The 22248-nt window shown below is 60.1% G+C and carries 17 protein-coding genes; 8 read left to right on the top strand and 9 right to left on the bottom strand.

The window, feature by feature from the left end:
- The first annotated feature begins 100 nt into the window (after positions 1-100).
- The 5 genes from FNT36_RS00260 to FNT36_RS00240 all read left to right on the top strand — a co-directional run bounded on the left by FNT36_RS00260 (position 101) and on the right by FNT36_RS00240 (position 6800).
- Positions 101-787 (top strand): ABC transporter ATP-binding protein, encoded by a 687-nt coding sequence (locus FNT36_RS00260; RefSeq protein ID WP_144845566.1) that lies wholly within the window; start codon positions 101-103, stop codon positions 785-787.
- Between the two features lie 8 nt (positions 788-795).
- Entirely contained in the window at positions 796-3186 is a 2391-nt protein-coding gene (locus FNT36_RS00255; protein ID WP_144842813.1) for an FtsX-like permease family protein, read from the top strand.
- A gap of 158 nt (positions 3187-3344) precedes the next feature.
- Positions 3345-4274, top strand: coding sequence for a hypothetical protein (locus tag FNT36_RS00250; RefSeq protein WP_144842811.1), 930 nt, complete (start codon positions 3345-3347; stop codon positions 4272-4274).
- 3 nt (positions 4275-4277) lie between these two features.
- Complete coding sequence (locus FNT36_RS00245) at positions 4278-5009, top strand: GIN domain-containing protein (protein WP_144842809.1); 732 nt, start codon at positions 4278-4280, stop codon at positions 5007-5009.
- 51 nt (positions 5010-5060) lie between these two features.
- Positions 5061-6800: a S41 family peptidase gene (locus FNT36_RS00240; RefSeq protein WP_144842806.1), complete on the top strand. Its 1740-nt coding sequence runs from the start codon at positions 5061-5063 to the stop codon at positions 6798-6800.
- 185 nt (positions 6801-6985) lie between these two features.
- Here FNT36_RS00240 and FNT36_RS00235 read toward each other — a convergent pair whose 3' ends face one another.
- Positions 6986-8236, bottom strand: coding sequence for a M1 family aminopeptidase (locus FNT36_RS00235; protein ID WP_144842803.1), 1251 nt, complete (start codon positions 8234-8236; stop codon positions 6986-6988).
- 90 nt (positions 8237-8326) lie between these two features.
- On the opposite strand from FNT36_RS00235, the gene FNT36_RS00230 reads away from it, so the two are divergent.
- A complete protein-coding gene (locus tag FNT36_RS00230) occupies positions 8327-8965 on the top strand; it encodes an MOSC domain-containing protein (RefSeq protein ID WP_144842801.1) in 639 nt (212 codons plus the stop codon).
- Between the two features lie 136 nt (positions 8966-9101).
- Positions 9102-10568 (top strand): S41 family peptidase, encoded by a 1467-nt coding sequence (locus FNT36_RS00225; protein ID WP_144842799.1) that lies wholly within the window; start codon positions 9102-9104, stop codon positions 10566-10568.
- Between the two features lie 31 nt (positions 10569-10599).
- Here the strand turns inward: FNT36_RS00225 and FNT36_RS00220 are convergent, their stop codons facing one another.
- The 8 genes from FNT36_RS00220 to FNT36_RS00185 form a co-directional block, all read right to left on the bottom strand.
- The gene (locus FNT36_RS00220; RefSeq protein WP_144842797.1) at positions 10600-11541 is read right to left on the bottom strand and encodes a phosphatase PAP2 family protein; all 942 of its coding nucleotides are present in this window, start codon (positions 11539-11541) and stop codon (positions 10600-10602) included.
- A 21-nt stretch (positions 11542-11562) separates the two neighbouring features.
- On the bottom strand, positions 11563-12867 hold the full coding sequence (locus tag FNT36_RS00215; protein WP_144842795.1) for a DUF4833 domain-containing protein: 1305 nt from the start codon (positions 12865-12867) through the stop codon (positions 11563-11565).
- A gap of 13 nt (positions 12868-12880) precedes the next feature.
- Positions 12881-15454 (bottom strand): DUF5686 and carboxypeptidase-like regulatory domain-containing protein, encoded by a 2574-nt coding sequence (locus FNT36_RS00210; protein ID WP_144842793.1) that lies wholly within the window; start codon positions 15452-15454, stop codon positions 12881-12883.
- Positions 15451-15834, bottom strand: a complete 384-nt coding sequence (locus FNT36_RS00205) for a GtrA family protein (RefSeq protein ID WP_144842791.1) — start codon at positions 15832-15834, stop codon at positions 15451-15453. The genes FNT36_RS00210 and FNT36_RS00205 overlap by 4 nt, the downstream gene beginning before the upstream one ends.
- 4 nt (positions 15835-15838) lie before the next feature.
- Positions 15839-16288, bottom strand: a complete 450-nt coding sequence (locus tag FNT36_RS00200) for a phosphatidylglycerophosphatase A family protein (protein WP_144842789.1) — start codon at positions 16286-16288, stop codon at positions 15839-15841.
- Between the two features lie 24 nt (positions 16289-16312).
- Positions 16313-17632 carry an inositol-3-phosphate synthase gene (locus tag FNT36_RS00195; protein WP_144842787.1) on the bottom strand — a complete coding sequence of 440 codons (1320 nt, stop codon included), beginning with the start codon at positions 17630-17632 and terminating at the stop codon, positions 16313-16315.
- Between the two features lie 211 nt (positions 17633-17843).
- The gene (locus FNT36_RS00190) at positions 17844-18290 is read right to left on the bottom strand and encodes a MarR family winged helix-turn-helix transcriptional regulator (protein WP_144842785.1); all 447 of its coding nucleotides are present in this window, start codon (positions 18288-18290) and stop codon (positions 17844-17846) included.
- A gap of 96 nt (positions 18291-18386) precedes the next feature.
- The gene (locus FNT36_RS00185; RefSeq protein WP_233635563.1) at positions 18387-20990 is read right to left on the bottom strand and encodes a BamA/TamA family outer membrane protein; all 2604 of its coding nucleotides are present in this window, start codon (positions 20988-20990) and stop codon (positions 18387-18389) included.
- A 438-nt stretch (positions 20991-21428) separates the two neighbouring features.
- On the opposite strand from FNT36_RS00185, the gene FNT36_RS00180 reads away from it, so the two are divergent.
- The gene (locus FNT36_RS00180; protein ID WP_144842783.1) at positions 21429-22088 is read left to right on the top strand and encodes an outer membrane beta-barrel protein; all 660 of its coding nucleotides are present in this window, start codon (positions 21429-21431) and stop codon (positions 22086-22088) included.
- Positions 22089-22248 lie beyond the last annotated feature (160 nt).

Here is a 22248-nt window from a genome sequence, read left to right as displayed (position 1 = left end):
TGGCGCTGCGGCAGTGGGGTATTTACAGGAGGCGCGCCGCACCAAAAGCCCCGGGCGCGCCGCTTTCTTTGTGCTTTCTCCTCTACCCCATCCTAGGTCCTTGCTCGAGCTGCTCAACGTCCAGAAGGTGTACCGCCCCAGCGGCTGGCTGGCCGGCGGCGTTGAAACGCCAGCCCTCCAAGACGTGAGCTTGCAGGTGGCGGCCGGCGATTTTGTAGCCATTATGGGGCCGAGTGGCTGCGGCAAATCGACGCTGCTCAACGTGCTGGGGCTGCTCGATACTGTGGATGGCGGGCGCTATTTGTTCGAGGGCACCGACGTCACGCGCTTCAGCGAGCGCCAGCGCGACTTGTTTCGGCAGCCGCGCATCGGGTTTGTTTTTCAAGAATTTAACCTCATCGACGAGCTCACGGTGTATCAGAATGTGGAGCTACCGCTGACCTACGCCCGCGTGCCTGCCGCCGAGCGGCGGCAGCGCGTCGAGGCCGTGCTAGAGCGCTTGCAACTGCGCCACCGCGAGCAGCACCGGCCGGGGCAACTATCGGGCGGGCAGCAGCAACGGGCGGCCATTGCGCGGGCCGTGGTGAGCGAGCCTAGGTTGCTGCTAGCCGACGAACCCACCGGTAACCTCGATTCGGCCAACGGCGAGGCTGTGATGCGCCTGCTCACCGACCTCAACGAGGCGGGCATGACCGTGGTGATGGTGACGCACTCGGAACCCGATGCGCTGTACGCGCACCGCACCGTGCGGCTGCACGATGGGCAAGTGCTGCTCACTACGCACTGAGGGTTAGCATGTTTTCGCACCTCACCCACCTGCTGCGCACGCTGCGCCACCACCCCGCCTACTCGGCCCTCAATGTGCTAGGGCTGGCCCTGGCCTTGGCGTGCAGCCTGCTGCTGTACTGGCTGGTGCGCTTCCACGAAAGCTTCGATACCTACCACCCGCAGTCGGCCCGCATCTACCGGCTGGTCACGGACGTAGCTGGCGGCTCGCGGGGCTATCACCCCGGCATCCCGACGCCGGTGGGGCCGGCGCTGCGGCACGATTTTCCCGGCCTAGGTACCGTGGCCATGAGCATTGGGCAGGAAGACCAGCTGGTGCAGGTGCTGGGCCCGGGCAGGCAGCCGGGCACCAAGTACGCCGAGCCCTACGCCATAGCGTTTGTCGAGCCCGAATATTTTGCGGTATTCACGTCGTACCGCTGGCTGGTGGGCTCGGCGGCCCAGACGCTGCGCCAGCCGTTTTCGGTAGTCTTAACGCAGCGGCTGGCCCGCCAATATTTTGGCGGCGCCAACCCCCTAGGTCGCCGCCTGCGGCTGAACAACCAAATCGACCTCACAGTGACGGGTTTGCTGGCCGATATTCCCGACAACACCGACCAACGCTACGGGTTTTTCATCTCCTACCCCACCCTGCTCCACTACGGGCACTCGGGCACGCCGCTCACCCTATGGGAAGGCGTAAGCTCCCAAACGCATGGCTGGGTGCGGCTGGCACCCGGCCGCACACCCGCCCAGCTAGAGCACGCTTTGCTGGCCTTACACCAACGCCACCACCCAACTTCGCTGCCTACTTACCGCTACCGAGTGCTGCCTTTGCTAGAACAGCACTTTGCCATGGACTACGATGGCACCATTGCCCGCAGCACTTTGCTCATCTTGAGCTGTATCGGTGGGCTGTTGCTCCTTACCGCAGGCGTCAATTTTGTGAACCTAGCCACGGCGCAGGCCCTAGGTAGGGGGCGCGAGATTGGGGTGCGGCGCACGGTGGGCGCCACCAGCCGAGGTATTTTTTGGCAGTTCCTGGCCGAAACGCTGCTGCTGGTGCTGCTGGCGGCGGGCACCGGGCTGGTGCTGGCCTACGCGGCCCTACCAGGCCTACGCGAGTGGACCAACACCCCCATTCCGCACTGGCTCGATGGGCGGGCGTGGCTGTTTCTGGCCGGGCTGGTCTTGTTTTTGACCCTAGGGGCGGGCTGGTACCCGGGCCGGGTGCTGGCGGGCTTTCGGCCGGCGCAGGTACTCAAGGGCCAAACGCCCGGCCAGGCCGGCGGCCTGTGGGTGCGGCGCGGGCTGGTAGTGGCGCAGCTGGCTTTGAGCCAGAGCTTTACCCTAGGGGTACTGGTAATGTACCAGCAGCTTTCGGTGTGGCTCGACACCAACCCGGGCTTTGCCACATCTGGGCGGGTGGTGGTGCCCACGCCCTGGCTAGCTGGCGCCGCCCAAGCGCGCCTGCGGGCCGAGCTGGCGCAGGTGCCGGGCGTGGCCGGGGTCACGTTTGGCTTCGATAGCCCGGCCGTGGGTACCACTAATACTTCCTACTTTTCCTACGATCGCCGGGCACTCAACGAAAAGTTCGACGTGACTCGCCTGGCCATTGACGACCACTACCTAGCCGTATTCGGCTTGCAGTTGGTGGCCGGCCAGCCCCTAACCGCCGACTCAAAGCCGAGTAGCTTCCTGCTCAATGAAACCGCTGCCCGCATGCTGGGGGTTGGGCCGCCCGCCGCCGTCATTGGCCACGAGCTGGGGCTGAATAGCCGAAGCAACGACGTAGCTTACGGGCCCATTGTGGGCGTGGTGCGCGACTGGCGCCTCCAGGGTCTTCAGAAGGAGCCCCTCCCGATGGTGCTCTTCCACAATCCTGGCGAGTATCGCTCCATCACCGTGCAGTTGGCCCCCAGTGCGACCCTGCCGCTGGCCGTCCGCACCACGTGGGAACGGTATTTTCCTAGGTACCTCTTCGCGCCGCTTCGGCTCGACGAGCGGGTAGCCTCCTTTTACGAGCGCGAGCAGACGCAGCTGGCTATTGTGCGGCTGGCGGCGCTCACGGCCATCGCCATCGGGTGCCTGGGTTTGTATGGGCTAGTGGCTTTTATCACGCAGCGCCGGGCCCGCGAAATCGGAATTCGTAAGGTAATGGGCGCCCGCCCCTGGCAGATTATGGCCTCGTTCGTGGGCGAGTTTGCGGGACTGCTGGCGGTAGCTTTTGTGGTGGCTGCGCCGCTCACAAGCTGGCTCATGCAACGCTGGCTCGACCAATTTGCCACCCATATCAGCTTGCGGCCCTTGCTGTTTGGGGTGGCGCTGGCGGCCACGGCCACGCTCACGCTACTCACTATCGGCTACCGCACGCTACGAGCCGCGCTGGTGCCGCCCGCCCGGGCCCTACGCGCCAAGTAGCTGCCCCGGTTGCTCGCCACCGAACAACAAGTGTTCGAAAACGAACACTTGTTGTTCGGTGGTCATTCTAGCGGTCAGTTGAGGATGAACAACTTGTCCGAATGGCACAAGCTTGGCACTTAATAAGACAGTCTTCTGCAAGAAGGCCTGCCCTACATATGAACAAGCTTACCATCTTCCTTTTTCTACTCTTCTCTTCGGCCGCCGAGGCGCAGCAACTCCCCTGGATACCCTTCAACTGGGAAGGTGGCACGCTGGCCGGCCGCCGCTTCGACAAGGTAGCCATCACGGTGCCAGTGGCCTTAGATAACCTGCCGCACAAATTCAAGATGCAGCTCGACCTAGGAGCCACAACAACGGTCGTGTATGCCAATCCACTAGCGCCTTACCTACCCAAGTACCCAGCGCTCACCGCCAAGCTGGATACCACCCGCACTTTCTACATCCAGAGCCAGAAAAACCCGAAGCTGGTTGGCGTCAAGCTCAAGCTAGGGGCCGTCGATTTTGGGCTGCGCGACCTCGGTTATTTCAGAAATTTTGGCGACAAGCTAACTGCCAAAACGCTGACCGACAAGACGGAGGTGCACGTCGGCACCATCGCCCCCGACCTTTTCCAGAACCGGGTCTTGATAATCGACTACCCGCACCAGCGGCTTTGCGTGGTTGACCAGGTACCCGCCGCCTATGCTAAAGCTTCGTTCCAGCCCTTCAAGCTGAAGGACGGCCGCATCAAGATTCCGCTGCGCATCAATGGCCAGCCGGAGGACTTGCTCTTCGATACGGGCTCCAGCCTATTTGCGCTACTCACCACCCGGCAGCGCGCCACCGCGGCCGCCACCGAAGCCGTGCAAGACTCCATCAAAACCTCTAGCTGGGGCGAGTACTACTATGTCTATGGACGCCGGCCCAAGCAGGCTATTTACTTCGGCACAAAGCAGTTGTCCGACGCCTTAATGTTTTCGGACAACATACAGAAGTTTAATAAGCTCTACCAGGAAGAAAACGTCTGGGGTATCACGGGTAATGCATATTTCTTGCACAACACGGTCATTATTGATTACAAAAACCACGTTTTCGGCGTGCAATAACCTATGAAAAACCTCCTGCTACTCGCCCTGCTTTCCCTAGCTGCGCCGGCCACTAGCTGGTCTCAAAATGCCCCAACCGCCCGCACCGAAACACGAGCCCTGCCGGCCTTCACGGCAATCGACGTCACCGATGGCATCCAGTTAGAAGTACGCTCAGGCCCGGCATCCGAAGCGGTGGTGGATGCCTCCACCGCCCAATTTCGACGCATGACTAAAACGGTGGTCGAAGGCGGGGTGCTCAAGATATATTTCGATTACCAGCACGAGCCGAATTGGCAGGGCTTGGTTCACTCCCGCGAGATGTTTAAGGTGGTAGTCATCATGCCCGAGCTGCGCACCCTCACGGCCGCTGATGGTGCCGAAGTCACCCTAGCCAGCGGCCTTACTTACGGCTCGCCAAATACGCTGTCCGTGCGGCTGCGCTCGGGCGCCACCCTAGGCGGCGCGGTGCAGGTGCAGGCGCTTGATATCCAGTTGCGTGAAGGGGCAGCAGCCCGCCTCAGTGGCGCGGCGCCGACCCTGCGGGTGCGGGCCATCGGGGGCAGTAAGTTTCGTAGCCCCAATCTCCACGCCGACCAGTGTATAGCCTACGCTTCCAGCGGTAGCGTGGCGCAGTTTGCGGCCAGCAAGACCTTAGACGCCAGCGCCGTGAACGAGGCTACCATCAAATACAGCGGCCCAGCCCAACTGACGCAGGAGCATCGCGAACAGGGCGGCAAGATTCTGCATATCTAGGTCCCCTCGCTTCTAGCCGCCATTTCCTTTTTCTGCCCCAACCAGCTATTTATGAAGTTTGTAGTATTCGTGCTATTGGCTTTTGGCTGCTCAATGGCCGCCCACGCCCAGGCACTCCTCACGGCCAGCGCCGCCTATGACTATCTGCAAAACCAGCGGGCCCACGTGCGGGCGGTAGTGGGCAAAGCTGAAAACCCGCCCGCGGACAGCCTGCAAAAGGGTGTGCGCCTGCTGCAAGCCGCCCTAGGGTACTACCAGCGCCCCGACGTAGTGGCGCTAGCCAAGACCAGCGAGACACTCTTCTACCGTAAAAGTGATATACTCTTCGACTTGGCCGTGCTGCAAGGCCGCCTAGGGCAACCGGCTGCCGCTGCGGCCTCCCTACACCAACTCCTGGTTTCCCCAAAAGAACAAGAGGTCTATATACCCTGGATAGTGAAACAGCCGGCCTTGGCTACTGCCCGCCAAGACCCTTCCATTAAACCGCTAATAGATAAGGCATCAGCTCTCAGCAAAGTTTTCGACTCGCCGGCCCTGGCTACGCCCTACCAGCCCAACCTGCCTATGGCGGAGAAGGTAGCCGGGCTGTCGAAGCTTTGGGAAGAGGCCAAGTACAACTTTGCGTATTTCGACCATCTACCAGGCTTCGATTGGGACAAGCTGTATTTAGAGTATCTACCTAAGGTACAGGCTGCCACTAGCACCTTGGCGTACTTCCGGCTGCTCCAGCAGTTCTACGCCCAGTTGCACGACGGCCACACTGGCGTGTGGGCCAACGGTGGCCCGCTAGCCGACTCCACGGGTGCCCGCCCGCCACTGCGCCCGCACCTAGTAGAGGGCCGCGTGCTGGTGCGCGATGTGCAGTACGACAGCCTGCGCCGCACCGGCATCGTGCCCGGCCTCGAAATTGTGCAGATTGACGGCCTGCCCGTCAAGACCTATGCCGACCGCTACGTGCGCCCCTACCAAAGCGGCTCGACCACCCAAAACGTAGATGTGCAAACCTACATCTACAACCTACTGCGTGGTCCCAAAACCCGACCCGTGCACCTAACCTTTCGCGATGCGCGGGGCCACGACTTCACGCGCGTGCTGCCGCGCCGCGGCTACGGCAAATACGCGCCCACCGCACCGGTACAGCTACGCTTTTTGCCCGGCAACGTGGCGTATCTGCAAGTCAATGAGTTTGAAACCGACGCGGGCTTCAAGCGCTTTGCGGCAGCGTTCGATTCTATCAAAAACACCGCTGGTCTCATCATCGACCTGCGTCGGAACGGGGGCGGCAATTCGGGCTACGGCTACAGCATTCTGAGCTATCTCACCGACAAAACCTACCACCCTGGCAGCTACCAGTCGCGCACCTACAGCGCCCTGGGGCGGGCGCGGGGCGCGGGCGTTAGGTTCGAGCCGCTTTTCACTGACTACACTGAGGGACCTGCCGGCGCGGGCAAGCTGTATACCAAGCCCGTAGCGGTGCTCATCAGCGGCGAAACGTTTTCGGCAGCCGAGGACTTTTGCTCGGCCTACGTGGGCCTGAAGCGGGGCGCGCTAGTAGGCGAACCTACCGGCGGCAGCACCGGGCAGCCGTTCGCGTTTGCCGTGCCCGGCGGCATCATGGCCCGCGTGTGCACCAAGCGTGACGCCTACCCCGATGGCACCGAGTGGAATGGCATTGGCATCCAGCCCACCGTGCCCGTGCGCCCCACCGTAGCCGCGCTGCAAGCCGGCCAAGACCCAGTGCTGGCGGCGGCCCTGCGTTACCTAAAGGCACCAGCTAAGACTACCAAATAATGTCTATTTAGCGTGGGTACCCCACCCTGGCCCCTCCCCTCCGGGAGAGGGGTGCCGACCGTCAGCAGACGTGAGCTTACGTCATTCAGGTCGTCAGGCACCCCTCTCCCGGAGGGGAGGGGCCGGGGGTGGGGTACCCACGAGCGACGAGTATAAATCAATCTAAACCCAAACCAAACAGCACCTTACTCGCTCAGCCTTGCCAGCAGCCAGGCGCGGGTTTCGGGGCCCGCTACCTGCCCTACTACACCTAGGAAGGCAGTAGTCGTGCCCACTCGTTGGGCCGCCGTGCGGGCCAAGATGGTATAGAGCTGCTCGGTACCCACGCGGGCGTGCAGGGCGGCCAGCACTACCATTCCTTTGTTGTACACCACGCGCCGGAACATTCCAGACTCATACTTTGTGCGGTCGAAGCCGGTGATGGCCGGCGTGTTAACCGTGGTCTTGGCGAGCTTCTCATAGTTTTGGCGATAGCCGGCCGTGTCGCCGCGGGCCTGCAAATAGAGCATGCTCGAATAGGTCGCAAAGGCCTCATTCAACCACTCGCTTTCGTCGTGCACCGAGCCATAGCCCCACCACTTATGGCTGATTTCGTGAGCCAGTATCAGCAAATCCTCCCGCTGCGCGATATCAAAATCAGTGGTGTAGGTGATAACGGTGGCATTGTCAAGCAGGCCAAATGCGTCTTGCTTGGTGCCCGTGAGCAGCACCGTGAACCTAGTGATAGAGTCCTGGCGGCCAATGGTGCGATTGTAGAAGGCAATGATGTCTTGCGCTTTAGGTAGAATGGCCGCTTCTTTGAAACCTAGGGGCGCTCCGGCTTTCACCACCGCAATGGCGGGGCCGCGATTAGCTACAGCCTGGTAAAACTGCGGGGCAATGATGGCCGTCAGCTCGATGGCGCTGGCTTGGCCTTCAAACCGAAAGCGGCCGGGCTTGGCACCTAGGGGCGGCCGCGTGCTGCGCACCTGGTAGCCGGGCGGCACGCGCACATCAAGGGTATAATCGACTAGTTCATATTCCTCTAGCGGCCGGAAAGGCAGCCAGATGGTATGGCCGCTAAACTCCAGTACCTGCGCCGTGGTGCGCTCCTTTTGAAGAATACCCTCATAGACCAGCGTAAACGAGCGGGCACGGGGCCGACCAGCCGGGTAGCGCACCACTACCTGCTGCACAGTATCTGTGAAGTAAGGATAGTAAACGTGCCGCACCTGCACTGCGGCGCCACCAAGTTGCCCGCGCTGCACCCGGAAATCTTTTCTCAAATTGAGGCGCAGCACCGACGAGGTATCGCCCGCGGGCAGCACAAACGTGTACTGACAGGTAAAGGCGCGGGTAGCGGGCTCTACCGAGAGCTGCACCTGCACGCGGGGCACGGCGTAGCCGGCAAACGAGCTACCTAGGACCAGCCCAAGCAGCACTACCAAAAATTTCATAGCCGGAAGTAATACAAAGCCGAAGGTAGGCCCGCCCAGTACCAATCGGCTGCGGCTTTCGTTACGCCAGCGCGGCCCTTACTTCGCGCTATGCAACTCCTCTCCCTGAATGTGGCCCTGCCCCAGGAGGTTACCTGGCGGGGTAACACCGTTCGTACCAGCATCTTTAAGCAGCCCATAGTGGGACCAGTGCAGCTGCACGCCGAGCACCTAGCCGGCGATGGTCAAGCCGACCTGCGCGTGCACGGCGGCCCAGACAAGGCCGTGTATGCCTACCCCCAAGAGCATCACACCTACTGGCAGCAACACCTGCCCGCCGCCCAACTGGCGCCCGGTGCCTTCGGCGAAAACTTAACCACCACTGGCCTGCTCGAAACACAAGTGCGGGTGGGCGACTGCTTCCAAATCGGCACCGCTGTGCTCATGGCCGTGCAGCCGCGCCGCCCGTGCCTGAAGCTGGGCATTCGGTGGCAGCGACCAAGCTTGGTGCGCGAGTTTGAAGAAGCCCAGCGCCCGGGCATTTACTTTCGGGTGGTGCAACCAGGCCACTTGCAGGCAGGCGATACGATTACGCTCATCGAGCCTTCCACTTGCGCCGTCACCATCCACGATATGGTGCAAATGCTGGCACCCGCCTACGCCGACCTAGGGAAAGTGCGGGCGCTGCTAGCTCTCCCTACCCTTTCACCCAGCTGGCGCGAACGCTTAGAACGACTACTCGGCCAGTAGCTTAGACTCTGTGAGTCCGAGGGCGAGCGTAGCGAGCATATTGCGTTAGGTTACGTGTGCGTACACGGAATGCTCGCTACGCTCGGACTCACAGAGTCTAAGCTACTGGCTAACTACTTGCAAAGCCACGCATCTTATGAAAGCACTTCTCCTCTTCTTTTTCTGCTGCCTTGGACACCTAGGGGCCGTGGCCCAATCGGCGGCGCCCGCCGTCTACGACCCGGCCCAGCGCTACGCGGTCGCGCAACTGCAAAGCGACTTTGCGTACTTGCGTCGGGCGCTGGAGGAAGTGCACCCTGGCTTGTATTGGTACACGCCCAAAGACTCGCTCGACCGTGCGTTTACCCGCACAGCGGCCGCCCTCACCCACCCCATGGCCGAGCCCGAATACTGGCAGCTGCTGCAAACCCTGGTGGGGCGCGTGCACTGCGGGCACACGCGGGTGCGGCAGTCGGCCGCCTACCGGGCGTGGTTTCGGCGGCAGCCGCACCCCTATCTGCCCTTCACGGTGGCCGTGCGCCACAATCAGCTATTCGTGGCCGAAAACCAGAGCACCGCGCCCGAATTGCGGTCGGGCACCGAAATTCTAGCCATCGATGGGCACCCCACCGCCGAGGTACTGCCACGTCTGCGCTCGCTCATTTCGGCCGATGGCTACGGCACCGGCTTTCAGGACAAGGAATTGGAAACGGGCTTTTTTGACTCCTACTATTGGAGCTTCTATGAGGCCAAGCCCACCTACCCGCTGCTGGTGCGCGACAGCACTGGGCAGCAGCGCCCGCTCACGCCCCTGCCCAAGCCCGCCAAACCCAAGCCCCTAACCTCGATGCCCGCGCCCCTCACGGCCGAGCAGCATCGCACCCGCCAGCTCGACCGACTGCGGTCGATGCGCTACCCCGAGGACCTGCCCGGCACGGCCATTTTTCGCATCCGCGAATTTAGTTACGATGAGCTGGAGGACTACAAACGTTTTCATCAGCAGCTATTTGCTGACCTAAGCAAGCGCCGCATCAAGCAGTTGGTGATTGACCTGCGCGGCAACGCGGGGGGCAACCAAGAGATTTCGGTGGACATTCTGAAGTACCTGATGAAGTCCGAATTTATACTGAATAAAAGCGCTCTCACGCCAGTACTATACCCGTTCTTCGCCCAGCCCGACTCGCTCAAACCCGACTACTTCAACCCCGCCCGCGTCCGGCGCCTGCTCGATGGCACCATTAGCTTTATCAATTCTGACCTTGGCCCGCAGCAGCCCTATCGGGGGCGCTATTTCCGGGGCCAGGTAGTGGTGCTGGTCGATGGCGGTACGTTTTCAGCCGCTTCCAATTTCACCGCCAGCCTGCTGGCGCAACGGCGCATTACGGTTATCGGCGAAGAAACGGGCGGCGCCGAAGCCGGCTGCAACGGCGGCACCATCTCGGACCTAGAGCTGCCCGAAACTCACCTGGTACTACAGCTACCGCATTTTCGAATACTCACGGCTTGCCCGCACCCGCAGCTGGGCCGCGGCGTGCGCCCCGACATCGAGGTAGTGCCCACGCCCCAGCAGCTAGCATCCCACACCGACGCTGTACTTGGCCAGCTACCCGCGCTAGTGCACTGAGCACCTGACTCTTTTCCTTCTAATCCTACCCCTAGGCGGCCGGCGCCGTGGCTTGCATAAAGGCGTCAATCAGGCGATTAAACGTCGAACTCCTTGCCAGTAGAAAGCGAATGATACCGATACCAGTCAGGGCGATAGTGATGCCCGCCAGCACATCCAGCACGTAGTGATGGCTGGTATACACTGCTGCAAACCAGATACCTAGCATAATCACTAGAAACACTGCATTGAAGATACCCGACTTGTTTTTAAGCGCATAAAACAAGACGATGGCTGGGTAAGCCGAGTGCAGCGAGGGCATGGCCGCAAAGATGTTCGCGTTCTTGGCGTAGATGCCCTGGAAGATGTGCACCCCAAAAAAGCTATCGAACCGGGACAGGCCCGCCGTGCTGCCCATCGTGAGTGGCTGAAACGCCAAACCATGCTGCTGCACGTACCATGGCGGAGCCGCGGGGTGCAGGTAATACACAATGAAGCCTAGGATGTTAACCAGCAAAAACGTGAGCGCAAAGGCAAAAAATAGCCGGCGATTGCGAAAGAACAAATAACCCGCAAATGCCAGCGGAATCGGTACCCAGCATAGGTAAAAGATACCGCACAGCACATCAAGCCAGGGTTGATGGTGTTGCAGCCAAAACTCGTTGGGTGTCAGCACTTGCCCTAGGGTATGAATGCCGAACAAGCTTTTCTCGGTGTGGTACAGCTGCGCCACATCCACGGCTCGGTACTGGTAGTTGGGGAATACCCGCATGTAGTCGTACAGCACCCAGAAGACCACGAAAATGGAGAACCCGGTGATAAACCGCCGCGTGGTGGCCGATAGAAAGTAGCACGCATTGCACAGCCCTACCAGCACCAATTGCTCGGGCCGGAAGCCAATCAGAAACCGCGAAAACAGCAGGTAAGCCAGCGACAGCGCCGGCACGAGCCAGCGCCCGGCGGGGCGAGCCGGCTCGGCAGATAGTTGAGACATAAAGAATTATAGAAGCCCGCGCTACACGCTCAGCCGCTCTACCACGGGCTCGCGGGTGGCAGCGTTCCAGCCTTTGACTTCGATGTACTTCACATTGGGCACCCAGAAGGTGCCACCCTCGATGCGCAAGTACACGCGGTTTATCACAATCTGCTTGTTATTGATGACCGTGACCACGTGGAAGGCATTGTCGGCGCTCGTTTTTTGGAGGTAAAACGGCACCTTGTCGTAGGCAGCAAACTTGAGGACATACTTATCAGCCGCGGCTTTCTTGGCGGTGAGGCCGTAGGCAAACTTGCGCTGAATAAAGTTCAAGTCCTTGCGCTCGCCGTGCTCGCCGTAGCGTATCCAGAACACGTGCACGGGCTCGTCTTCATCGAGTTTGCCAGCACCATTCACGTTGAGCTGGTAGATAACGGTATTGGTGTTAGGGTCGCGCTGCAAGTAAAAGAGTTGGTTGGCCACCCCCGTCGGTACCGGAAATACTAGGCCCGGCGCCGCGGCCTGGGCCAGTGGCAAGCCGCAGAAGAACAACCCAATCACCAATGCTTTCACCGCCGACCGCGTAGGCACCGCAACTGGGGCAGTTACAGCCACGGCAGCCTCATCCGCGTCCTTAGCATCTTTGGCTTCTAAGGCCTTGCGGGCTTGCAGCAGCCGCGACACCGCCGTGATGTTGGCCAGTACTGCCAACACGGTGATGGGCAGCGTCAGAATCGACATGGTTTCGAAAACGTGGAACGGCACACCCGGTATGAAGAGCTTGTAATCGCCCCCGATAAAAGCCGAGCTAATGCCGCAGGCCAAGGCACTAACACCCATGAGCACTACCCGCTCGGGGCGTTGCATGAGGCCACCCTTCGAATCGACGCCCAGCCCCTCGGCCCGGGCTCGGGTGTAGCTCACCATCATCGAGCCAATAAGCGCAATAAACGCGAACAGTGACCCTAGGAGGTAATGGTGCGCCACGAGGTAGTAGCAGATACCTAGGAAGGTAAATAGCTCGCTATAACGGTCCAGTACCGAATCGAACATGGCGCCGTAGGTGCTCTTCATATTACCGAGCCGGGCCACCTGGCCGTCGAGCATATCGAAGAGGCCCGCAAACAAAATGAGCGCGCCGCCCCAGCCCACGTAGCGCAGGTCGCCGCGGTTGCCTTCCTCGCCGCCCACAATAAAGATAATGGCTACGCCAATATTCAGCAGTAAGCCTGTCAGGGTCACGGCATTGGGGGTAAAGCCGAGCTTGATGAGCAAGCGTACAAACGGGTTGATTACCTTGTAAATTCCGGCTTGGAGCGCCGCCCGGATGGTATCAAAAGTCATGCGGTCTGGCAAATTAAAAATCAACTTTGAAACGACCCCGCAGGCCCCATTCGGCCACATTGGGGTTGTTGAGATAGGTAAAGCGCTTCACGATATCGACACGGAAGAGCTTGAAGATGTTGGCGATGCCTACACTGGCTTCTACGTAAGGCGTGCGACCTAGGGCGAACGAAACCGGCCGCCCCGAGGCATCCTGCAAAAACTGGTAGAGCTCGGGGTGACTATACGGGTTGTTCTCTTCCCGAATGCCGCCGTACAGCAGCTTCAACGAGGCCGTTTCGCGCAGCTTAAGGTGCTTAATAACAGGCAGCTTGTTGAAGAAGAAGCCGTTGAAATTCTGGTCGATAAACAAGCTAGCGTAGTGGTCGCTCGCAAATTCCAGGAAGTTCATCAGGTTGTACGAGTACAGCTGGTACGAGTATGTCTGGTTGGCCCGGTGAATGTCGAGCAGCGGAAACGGTACCTGCCCTACCACATAGCCACCCTCCACGGCCACGTCGGCGTGGCCTAGCTGCGAGAGGTAAAAGCGCTTGGTGCCATTGAGCGACAGGTTGGTATAGCTGTATTCCCCATCGAGCAGGCCTTTGAAGCCGCGCGCCGCCCGCGCCGTGAAGATGGGGTACTTGTTGATGATAGGCGAGCGGTAGGTCTTGCCTTGGTAAAAGGCCTCCCTAGGTGCCCAACGCAACCCTAGCGATACCTCGCTCGTGGTGAGCTGCCCAATGAGGTCGGGCGTATCGGCGCTCGAGTCGCGGAAGTAAAGACCACCTGCCGGCGACTGCTGCAGCTTGCGAAAGCCCAGTGAATACGAAAAGTGGTTGTTGAACTCGTGCACATAGTCGAGCCGGTACACGTCGTTGTAGAGGTACTTGTTGTTGACGCCGCGCTTGAACGAGAGCAGGAAGTTGTCTTCCTGCACAAATTCTAGCTCCTGCCCCGGAATACGGGTATCGCGCTGGAAGCTAGCCCGTAGCAGGTGCTGCGGAAACTTGTAAATGGACTGACCATTTAGCGAGTACGTGCCGCTCAGAAAGTACTTCCACTGCTCGTCCTTGAAGCCGTAGGCGGTGTAGGTTTCGACGTAAAACCGCTTGCTTAGCTCGGGCGTACTGCGCCCCCCTACCCGCAGGCGGAAGCCTTCCACGGGGTTAAAGCTGTAGAAGGTATTGGCCGGGCCAATGTCGAATGGCCCAAGCGGCGTGTAGCCCGACAACAAAAAGGAGGCTATCTTAAGCGTGCGCTGAAACGACTTGATAGTCTGCAGCGTATCGACGTTTTTGTAGATGGATTGCTCTACTTGGCTGAGGCTGTCGGGCCGGTTCTGCTCTAAGAAAGCCGCGCTTTGCCGGCTAGTACTGTCGGTCAGGGCCACCCGAGCGGGGCCATCGTACACGCTGGCGGGCGCGGGCTGGTTCACGCGGTAGTCTTGAAATGACACCGTGCGCTCGCCATAAAAGCCGGAGCCCTTCTCCGTCACCCCAAAGTCGATACCTAGGAACGTCTTACTAAGGTGGTAGCGCCGGTCGGGGTTTTCGGCAAACTCTAGGTTGGCATCGAGGCTCTTAACAAAGTTGAGGTTGATGCGCTTATCTACTGACAAGTGCGCCTGCTGCACGGCGTAGTGCCCGTCGAGGGTCACGTAGAGCTTGCCCGCAAACAACATATCGCCCTTGTTGCGCGGAAAAAAGCTAAGCTCAATGAGCTGCGGCACATGTTGGCGCAGCGTGTCGGAGATGTAGAACTGATAAAACGTGGGCGCGTTGTCGGCAATGGGGCTCAGGAGCTGGTTGCCCAGCAGCGACACGTTGTTGGCGTAGATGTCGATGTCCTGGTACATCCTATTGAAATAGGCGCTGAGGCCTTCGTTATCAATAAAATGCTTGTCAAACTCGACCTGCTTGTTGCCTAGCTCCACGGCACGGCGCGTTTCCGGATTTTTGCGGTAGTATTCCTTGGCCAGCTTTTCCTCGATGTAGATGGGCAGAATATTGACCCCGCCCGCCGCCGTCGAGTCTTGCTTCTTGAATAGAAACTGATAGTTTTTGAAGACCTTGCGGTTCTTAAACTTCTCCGATAAGTTACTGAAAGAGAAGGTCATCTTCTCGTACTTTTCATACTCGACGTAGTCGTAGCTCTCGGGTCGGTTTTGGGGCTTGTTGGCAATGACTTGCCGGATGAGCGCCACCGCCGGATTATCCTTGTTCTTGTAGCGCGGCGGCTTCGAGCCCTTAATCACGACTTCGCCCAGCTGCGCCGAGCTGGTAGCCAGCGCCACGTTGATGGTCTGCGGCGTGCCGGCCTCGAAGGTCTTCGTGACCGAGCGGTACCCTAGGTAGGTGTAAACCACCGACGTGTACTGCGCCGGCACCTGCAAGGTGTAGTGCCCATCCTGGTCGGTATTGGTGCCGATGGCGGCCTGCGGCACCGACACACTCACGAAGGGTAGCTTCTCGCGGGTTTTGGCGTCGGTAACCACCCCCGTGATGGTAGTGGCCCCCTGGGCCAGCGCTACGGTAGGCACCACCAGCAGCCACAGCAGCCAGCCGAGCACGGCGGCGTAAGAATGCCTGAGAGGCAGACGTTTCATGATTTTTGAAATACGAAATGCAGCTGCAAAAAGTAGTTGAACCCTACACCGACCAGCAGCGAAACAACCACCTTGCTATACACATAGTTGAGGTGCAGCAGCTGCGTAAACAAGTAAACGCCGCCCGCGTTCAGTAGCATGCTACCGAGCCACACTACAAAATACCGAACCCCTTGAGCAGCAGCCTGCTGCTCGGGCACTTTAAATACGAGGTATCGCCCTAGGTAAAAGTTAGTGAGGCCACCGGCAGCGTTGCCCAGCGCCGTACCCAGCAGGTACCAGCTATGGAATAGCTCGACGCACACGATGGTCACCAAAAAATCGATGACCGTGCCGGCCGCAGAGGCCGCCTGGGCCTTCAAGAAACGGGGAGTACGCACGGCCTCAGAGGTAACCTAGGTACATCCCAGCGTGCAGCAGCAAGTTGGTATAAACGCCGGCCAGCACGTCGTCCATCATCACCCCGACGCCGCCCGGCAGCTGCTCCATCTTTCTAATGAATAAGGGCTTGACGATGTCGAAGAACCGAAACAACACCAGCCCCACCAGCAGCCGCGGCCCCGTGAGGGGCACCAGCAGCATGCCCACCCACATGCCGGCTACCTCGTCGATAACTACGCGGTAGCTGTCCTTGCCCCACGCGCCCTCTACGCGCTGGGCGGCCAGCGTGCCCAGGGCTAGCAAGCCGCCCGTGAGCAAGGCGGCGGGCCCTAGGTGCAGCAAAACGCCACCGGGCCGGACCAGGTACAGCAGCAGGCAGCAGGCCACGGCCGCCACCGTGCCGCCGCCCTTCACGTACCCGATGCCCAGCACGGTGGCGATTAGCTTAAACATTCTACTAAATTGTTTTACCAGGCATTACACCGCGGGGCCGTCCTGGTATTCTTCTTCGGTGGCAGCCTCTACGGGCGGCTCGTTCATGAGCAGGCGCAGGGTGTTGTGCAGGTTCACGAGCTGCTTGAAGATGTCGTGCTCGGGACGGATGTTGGCGTCGGTTTGCGGCGACTTGAGGTAGAAGGAGAGCCACTCCTGAATGCCCGACATGCCAGCACGCTTGGCTAGGTCGATAAACAGGGCGAGGTCGAGCACCAGCGGCGCGGCCAAGATGGAGTCGCGGCAGAGGAAGTTAATCTTAATCTGCATCTGGTAGCCCAGCCAGCCGAAGATGTCGATGTTGTCCCAGCTTTCCTTGTTGTCGCCGGCGGGCGGGTAGTAGTTGATGCGCACCTTGTGGTACATATCACCGTACAGCTCAGGGTTTTCCTCGGGGTGGAACACACTGTCGAGTACGCTCAGCTTCGATACTTCCTTGGTTTTGAAGTTGTCGGGGTCGTCGAGCACCAGACCATCGCGGTTGCCCAAGATGTTGGTCGAGAACCAGCCTTTCACGCCCAGCGCACGGGCGCTCAGGCCCGGCGCCACGATGGTTTTCATGAGCGTCTGGCCGGTTTTAAAGTCCTTGCCAGCCACTGGCGTCTGCGTAGTGGCGGCCAGCTCCAGCAGGGCGGGCACGTCCACAGTCAGGTTGGGGGCGCCATTCACGAAGGGCACGCCTTCTTTGAGGGCGGCGTAGGCGTACACCATGCTCGGCGCGATGTTGGCCGCGTTGGTACGCAGGCCTTCTTCGAAGCCCGCCAGCGTGCGGTGCAGCTCGCCCGACTCATGGTAAATTTCCGTAGAGCCGCACCACACCATCACGAGGCGCTCGCAGCCGCGCTCGGCCTTGAAGTTGCGAATGTCGGCAATCACCTGCTCGGCTAGGTCGAGCTTGGTGGTGTAAGTCTTAACGTGCGTGCCGTCGAGGTTTTTCACGTAGTGCGGGTCGAAGGCCGCCTTCATGGGCACCATCGCTTCCAGCTCGGGGCGCACACTTTGCAGCAGCTTCTCGTCGAGCACGGCGGCTTTCACAGCTGCTTGGTACACGTTGTCTTCGTACACGTCCCAACCGCCAAATTCGATATTTTCGAGGTCGGCAAGGGGTACAAAGTCTTTGATTTTTTGGTTACCCGCCGCGGTGTGCAGCTTGCCCATTTGGGTGAGCGAGCCGATAGGCTGCCCGCCGCCCTTGCGCACGGCCAACACGCCGGCAATGAGGGTAGTGGCAACGGCGCCCATGCCGGGCAGCAAGATGCCCAACTTGCCATTGGCGGGGGCCAGTTGTCCTTTCTGTTCTGTCATTTTTTAATTAGTATTCGAGGGCCACTTTAACGGTAGTAGGTGGTGAGCGCTAGGCCTTATTTAGCGCCACCAGTCGGAGTCATCTGCCCGGCTATCTCACCCGCGGCGGGAAGGTATAACCGAGTAGAGGGGGAATGTTTTACCTAGGGCCTCGGAGCTCGACCGCACTACCGCGTAAGCGTAAGGCAACCCAGACGCAAGGCGTCCTATTTTATTTTTCAGCCTGCGTAAGATTTTGCGTAATTTTTGTGAGCACGGCCAGGCCGGTGCGCAGTTGGTCGGGCGCCAGGTCCTGCCCGGCCACCGCAAACATCTCCTGCATAAGGGGTTTCACTTGCCGCTCCAGCGCCTGGCCCTTGGGGGTAAGCACCACGCGGTTGGTGCGGCGGTCGTGGCTATCGGCGCGGCGCTCCACGAGGTCGCGCCGCACGAGGTTGTCGAGCATCGCCGTCATAGTGGCCTTGTCGCGGTTGGCCGCGCAGGCTATTTCCTGCTGGCTGGCGCCATCGTGCTGCCAGAGGTAGTGCAGCACCTGGGTCATTTCTAAGGTTAGGTCGAGGCGGTACTCGCGAAAGCGCCGCCGCAAGTACGCCCGAAAGGCGCTGCCCGCCAGCGGCAGGGCATCTAGAAAGGCCACAAACGAGTCGGGGGAGGTCATCTTTGAGCGCGAGCAAACCGCAAAGTTAGACAACCTACCGTTAGATATCTAACTACTGCGAAAGGCACGCTCCGCCCCGGCTGGCCCTAGGCCTCGCTAAAACCGGAAGCCGGCCGAGATGTATGGATACATGCCTTCGTTGGAGAACCCAACTACGGCCTGCACCAGCACCAACTGCGCCGGCAAAAAGTACAGCCCGCCCCCGTAGCCGGTGTGCCAGGTTTGCGAGCGCTCATCGGGCGACCACACGCGCCCCACGTCGTTGAAGGCCACCAGCCCTAGGGTGCCGGGCAGCAGGTACGAAGTGAAGTCTAGTAGCTTAAATCGCAGCTCTAGGTTGTTGTACACCATACTCTTGCCTGTGAAGCGCCACAGGTAATAGCCGCGCAGGTTTTGGGCGCCGCCTAGCTTGAGCTGCTGGAAGTAGGCAGCGTTACCTAGGGTGGTGCCGCCCCCAGTGCGGTTGGCAATGACCAGGCTAGAGTCGCGGGTGGGGCTGGCGTAGAACGTAAACTCGGTGAGGGCCTGCCCGAAGGAATGGTGGTCGCCATCGAGCCGGCGCAGGCCGCTGATGCTGGTGCTCCAGTACACGCCGCGGTGGGCTACCAGGGCCCGGTCGCGGGTGTCGAAGGTGGCGCTGGCCACCAACCCAGCGTACATCTGGCGACTGAACACTTCCTCGCCGGGGTTCTCGGCGGCGTACACGCCTAGGTAGCGGCTTTCATTCTTTTCGGCGGCACTGGTGTAGTGCTGGGCCGCTATGCCGCCACTCAGGCGCCAGTGTTGGTAGGTGCGGCTCAGGCGCACATCAGCCGTGAGCAGGTTATAGATGCCGCGGTAGTAGCGAATACGGCGGCCGCCCTCGTTCACAAACTCGGTTTCGTTGCCGACGCCGAAGAAGTTGTTGTTGTAGTTGGGGCCTTTCGACAGCACATTCACCAGTAAGTCGTTTTGGCCCAACACCTTTTTAAAATCGCCGGTGTAGCCGAGCAGCAGCGAGTTGTTGCCGAAACCGTAGTTCACGAGCAGGCTCTGGCGGCTGGCATAGGGCGTCTTACGAAAGCCCTGCCGCTGGTAAATGAAGTTACCGATGAGCTGAACGCCATAGTCGCGGTTGTAGCCCGCCAGCAGGAGCGGCTGCAAGAAGTCGTAGTGAAAGCCGGTCCGGTTGAAGCTATTCACCGTTGTATCGGCCGAGGTGCGCACGCGGGCTAGGCCGGGCGCGGGCAGCGTGTTGGGCTCGTCAGAGCGGTCGTATATCAACACTTTGCGCTTGGGCCCGACCTCGGGCGCCACCGCAAAGGTGTCGTCGCCGGCACCGCCAATTAGCCGCACCTTGATGCGTGAGCGCCCCTCCCCCGTCACCGCGAAGTTGTCGGCGCCCCCTAGGCCGTAGAGACGCAGCTCGCGGGTATCGGCGGGGTCAAACGTGCGCTGGTACAGCAGGTCGCCGGGGGTGCCATCTTTCTTGAGGGCGGTGCTGGTCACGCGCAGCTGGCCGCCAAGCAGGTGGGTTACTTCGAGACGCTCGCGCTTATTAGAGGCCGGGATGCTGACCTTTTTAGCCAAAAAGCGGTAGTAATGCATGGCCTGCCGCCCTAGGTTAGCTCGCCGGGCTACCAGGTTATGCGTAATCTGGGGGCCGCTAAGCTGGTAGATGTTGGGAGGCAGCAGCCGCACAGCGCGCGCCAACAGGCTATCGGGCAGGTGGGCCTGCACATAGGCAACCTGGGCTTTCCAGTCTTCCTCGCTCAGTGCGTTCAGGAAGTAGCGGTCGAAGTCGCGGGCCTTGTCGTTCCAACGGTTAATAGACCGAATATGGTCGTCGTAGCCCTGTACATTAGACTTGAAAATGTGGCGCGACAAAGCCCACGGGAATGCCCCCGAAGGCTTGTAAAAGACGTGGTCGCGGTCGCGCGGCACGGGCTCGTAGAGAGTGCCGCCGTCGGCCTCACGGCGCTCCCAGCGCCACTGGTCTTCGTGGCGGTCGTAGTCGCCGAGCAGCATATCAAGCAGGCGAGCCCGCAGCACGGTCACCTGGTCTACGCGGTTGTCGTGGTCTTTTTCGAGCCGGTTCTGCGCTTTTTCGGTGTTGTCAGTTTTGTCGGCATCTAGGGGCTCGCGCTCCTCGAGCAAGAACACTTGGTTGGCAAAATCCTGGCGATACTGCCCTAGGGCTGGGTCGTCGGGCACAAACACGATTTCGGGGTGCGCGTGCGGAATACCTAGGGCCTGCGCCAGCGGCGGCACCACTACCGCCGAGTACGGGTGCGAGGCCGACACTTGGTCTTGCAAAATGTCTTTGGCGATGGTGGCCCGCAGCGTGGGCGGCAGGCCCCGCTCGGGGTATTTTTGAATGGTGCGCAGCACCCACTGCTGCCCACTGGTATCCTGCATGCGCAGCGACTTGGTTTGGAGGCCGCCCCCGCGCTGCAAAATAGTGAGGCCGCCCTTTTCGCGCCCTAGGTGAAAAACGCGCAGCCGCACGGGCGCCGCCCACAGCTGGCGGTAGCTGTCGCCGAGCAGCCAGCGGTGCACTTTAGTTACTTGGGTGTAGGTAGGCTCAATGGCTACCGTCAAGCTGTCGGCGGCCGGGCCCGCACTCTGGGCGGCTACTTGGCCAGCAAGGGCGGTGAGGATAGTAGCTAGGCTAACTGATTTTGCAGAAGGAGATAAAAACGACAACGCTAGAGCGAACAACTTGGTAGAAAACTTGAAGGAAATATGAAGCTTAAACGCTTAAAGCTTGAGTGAAGATTTCCTGAACTACAAAGATATAACTACCTCGCCCGGCCTATAACCTTGGCTGTTTGCGAGGTGCTCGACAGTACTGTTGACATTGTGCAGTATAAGTGGCCCCTAGGTGGGTACTATCTGCCTTGACTGAGCCCAAGCCGTTGGACAGATGATGCTGGCAACCGAATGGGCTGGCGGTTTCTTTTTGCCGCTGGCCGGTGCTCTTGGCAGGCTGTATTATGCGCATGCTTCAGGGCTCAGTAGCGTGTATATAATTCAGGATTTGAGGCCACTGGTCAGCCGAATAAGAGGCGGGCGAAGGACTTGCTGGCTGAAACATGGGAGCTAGCTAAAAAGCATTTACCTTGCAGGTATCCTTTTCCACTCATTCCTAATTCGCTTATGCGCTCTTTTACTCTCCTAGCCACGGGCTTGCTCGCGGCCGCCTGCCCCTTGGTCAGCATTGCCCAGACTACCACTCCTCTGTCGCGCTTTTACGCCGGGGTGGGTGCATCGCTGCTCACCGATTCTCCTTTCATGGATAGCGGCACTAGCAGTACCATCCTAGGTCCGTCGCTTACGGTTGGCATGCGCCTAAGCCCGCGCTGGGCAGTGCAAGCGGGAGCCGCCCTGGCCTGGCGCAATCAACTCGAGAATCCTTACTCGGCTCCGGGCGTTCCGGCCTCCGTAGCCGGAACGCTCGACACGCATACGGCAACTCTCATTATACCTGTGCTGGGGCGCTTCACGTTTGCGCCGGCGCCCAAGCGCTTCCATGTCGAGGCCCTAGGTGGTCTCACGGTGCTGCGGGCGGCCACCACCTACACCTATACTGCCGTTCCGCCCGCCTCGACGGGGCAGCCTAGCTACCAGCAGGTGCGCCGCCAAAACCAAATTTCCGGCAACATCTCGCTGGGGCCGGGGGTACGCTACACCGTGTCGCCCCGTGTAGAGCTCACGGCGCACGCCTTGGTGAATGCCGTAATCGGCTACTCGCTAGCGCATTTTACCGACCGGGCTTTCCTCAACGCGCAATTGAGCGCGTACTACACATTTGGCTAGCGCCTGGTAATCTTACAAGTGGCCTGGCTCGCGAAGATGAGCGCCAAACCACTTGCTTGTTAGGTCGCTCTTCTTCGCCTACTGGGGCTTGAACTGACTATGACCTCCGCCCGCTAGTGGGGCATTCCGAACCCCTTGCTACTGAGGCAGCAAGGGGTTC

The organism is Hymenobacter setariae (assembly GCF_007713685.1).
In the GTDB taxonomy this organism is placed as follows: Bacteria; Bacteroidota; Bacteroidia; order Cytophagales; family Hymenobacteraceae; genus Hymenobacter; species Hymenobacter setariae.
This window is presented reverse-complemented; position numbering and strand designations above follow the sequence as displayed.

Coding starts and splice junctions, on each gene's coding strand:
- FNT36_RS00200 (WP_144842789.1), bottom strand. CDS start 16,288: ATGTTTAAGCTAATCGCCACCGTGCTGGGCATCGGGTACGTGAAGGGC.
- FNT36_RS00210 (WP_144842793.1), bottom strand. CDS start 15,454: ATGAAACGTCTGCCTCTCAGGCATTCTTACGCCGCCGTGCTCGGCTGG.
- FNT36_RS00180 (WP_144842783.1), top strand. CDS start 21,429: ATGCGCTCTTTTACTCTCCTAGCCACGGGCTTGCTCGCGGCCGCCTGC.
- FNT36_RS00215 (WP_144842795.1), bottom strand. CDS start 12,867: ATGACTTTTGATACCATCCGGGCGGCGCTCCAAGCCGGAATTTACAAG.
- FNT36_RS00235 (WP_144842803.1), bottom strand. CDS start 8,236: ATGAAATTTTTGGTAGTGCTGCTTGGGCTGGTCCTAGGTAGCTCGTTT.
- FNT36_RS00240 (WP_144842806.1), top strand. CDS start 5,061: ATGAAGTTTGTAGTATTCGTGCTATTGGCTTTTGGCTGCTCAATGGCC.
- FNT36_RS00225 (WP_144842799.1), top strand. CDS start 9,102: ATGAAAGCACTTCTCCTCTTCTTTTTCTGCTGCCTTGGACACCTAGGG.
- FNT36_RS00230 (WP_144842801.1), top strand. CDS start 8,327: ATGCAACTCCTCTCCCTGAATGTGGCCCTGCCCCAGGAGGTTACCTGG.
- FNT36_RS00255 (WP_144842813.1), top strand. CDS start 796: ATGTTTTCGCACCTCACCCACCTGCTGCGCACGCTGCGCCACCACCCC.
- FNT36_RS00245 (WP_144842809.1), top strand. CDS start 4,278: ATGAAAAACCTCCTGCTACTCGCCCTGCTTTCCCTAGCTGCGCCGGCC.
- FNT36_RS00190 (WP_144842785.1), bottom strand. CDS start 18,290: ATGACCTCCCCCGACTCGTTTGTGGCCTTTCTAGATGCCCTGCCGCTG.
- FNT36_RS00195 (WP_144842787.1), bottom strand. CDS start 17,632: ATGACAGAACAGAAAGGACAACTGGCCCCCGCCAATGGCAAGTTGGGC.
- FNT36_RS00250 (WP_144842811.1), top strand. CDS start 3,345: ATGAACAAGCTTACCATCTTCCTTTTTCTACTCTTCTCTTCGGCCGCC.
- FNT36_RS00220 (WP_144842797.1), bottom strand. CDS start 11,541: ATGTCTCAACTATCTGCCGAGCCGGCTCGCCCCGCCGGGCGCTGGCTC.